The organism is Carboxylicivirga linearis (genome assembly GCF_018271995.1).
GTDB lineage: Bacteria > Bacteroidota > Bacteroidia > Bacteroidales > Marinilabiliaceae > Carboxylicivirga > Carboxylicivirga linearis.
The window spans coordinates 1-1,955 of sequence record NZ_JAGUCO010000077.1 but is presented as its reverse complement, the minus strand read 5'-3'; the positions used below and the strand labels follow the sequence as shown (position 1 = coordinate 1,955).

General features: G+C 41.9%; 1 protein-coding gene. It reads right to left on the bottom strand.

Annotated elements, in window-relative coordinates; all coding sequences use genetic code 11:
• Nucleotides 1-26 precede the first annotated feature (26 nt).
• Nucleotides 27-1,955 (bottom strand): hypothetical protein (locus KEM10_RS23590; protein ID WP_212220791.1); only part of this gene is annotated, 1,929 nt, incomplete at its 5' end.

Sequence of the window (1,955 nt, the reverse complement as noted above, 5' to 3'; positions counted from 1 at the left end):
AATTTTAATTATTGATTCACAATTATTTATTGAAGCTTGATGCTTCCTAAATCTTCTTTATTGGTGGTTTTCTTGGGGGATGATTTCCGTTTTGCCGGAGTGCTGTCTTTCTTGCGGAACATGAGATAAGCTCCTGTACCAACAAGTGCTGCAACACCTAAACCAATACCGACTTTTGCACCTTTGCTCAGTTTCTTTTTGCCTGTTGCAGTTGGGTTCGTTGTAGTCGTTTGTGGAGTGTAGTTCCCGGATTTCATTATGGGTTGGGGAGTGTAACTGCCGGACTGTGGCATAATACTATTTGATGGAGGCATCACGTTGTTTGTCGGTGGAGCATAAGCCTCGGTTGTTGGGGCTGCCTGATTGGTAAATTGAGATACCGCTTCTGTTGCAGGAGCTGTTTTTTTGAATTTACCTTTAACCTTAGTAAAGATGTTTTTGATAGGCTTTAACCAGCTTCCGATTTTTGCCAATACACCACTTGCTGCGGTTACTGAGGCTGCGGTAGCAACTGCACCCATATTGCCCAATTCTGCCAATTCGCCAATGGCTTCCAATCCTCTCAAATCAGCAAGTAACCCGTCAATACCTTTTAGGGAGAAGTCGGAACTCTTTTGTTTCGCACCTTTCAGGATGGCTTTTCTAAGGTTGGATTCTTTACCCTGTAAACCTTTAAATAGCTTACGAACCTTGCCATGTGTCTTTTTTAGTTTGGCATGTTTTGCCGGGTCGATGTTGTATTTGCTTGCAAGGTCATCAGGTAAATAGGCATATTGCAACTTCTTAGCGATACCAAACATGTTTAAGCGTAAGGCTGCCAACAATCCGCCTCTGATTGCTATTGATAGAGGATTAAACCTTACGATTGCCTTAACTACTTTCTTGGCTACTTTGCCAATCTTCTTACCGACACGTTTTATTGCCTTGAAGAATCGCCCTCTACGTCTTTTTCTTCTTCCCAATCCGTCCATTTCATCGTCCAACTCATCCAATTCAGCCAATCCCTGAATGGCTTCTGAATCGTATTTAATCAGACCTTTTTCGGCAAGCTTTTCTTCAATATCAGATAGCTTATCCAATACGGCATCTCGCTGTGGAGTATTCCAAAACTTGATAGCCTGGTCCAACATGGAAATGAATTGGTCAGGGTTTTGGACGTGAGCCATTTTGTCCTTGTTATCCCTGTTCTTTAAAAGATAATTCCGGGTTCGGACTAAGTAATTATAGGTGGCATCTTCTGCATCACCTAAACCATTTATGGCATCGTCAAAGTCAACTCCTGAAACAATGGCAATAAGGTCTTCATGGTTGGCTTGTGCCTGAACACCACCAGCTAAATCAATGCCTGATAAAACAGATATTGGTAACCCTAAAGCACTTGTGCCTGTTATGCCGTCAACACCTCGAAGCCCTGCCAATTGAAGTGGTGACATATCAAAATCAGAACGTTCAAAGCTGTATGGCTTTTGGTAATCGAACTTTGAGAGAACAGGGTCAATAACGATTTCATCTTCGGAATCACCAACAGCAGGAACAATAACATAGATATGCTGAAAGTTCTTTTTACCGTCATATTTGGTAATGCGGAGCTTGAAGGGAATACCTAAACACTTTAAAAGCGAACCCACAAAAATGCTGTAATCATCACAGTCAATTCCTGCATCTGATTTGCCTTTCTGTTTGAACTTGATTTGTCCGTCTAGCCAAGAACGTGATGGAGTCCGGAGCTGTTCCGTTCCGTCATCGTCTTTATGGTACTGCAAATAGTTGTACGAAAAGTTGAAGATGTTTCGGCAAGTCTCTTTGAGTGAATCACCTTGCAGCATACTTGCCAGTTCTTCGACTTCCCGGAAATGTGTGCCGATAATATCAATACAACTTTCAACGGTTTCAATTACGTTGCCGTTTTTTATAAATGTGTCCTGTCCGTTTGCCTTTTTTATAAGGTGGTTGAA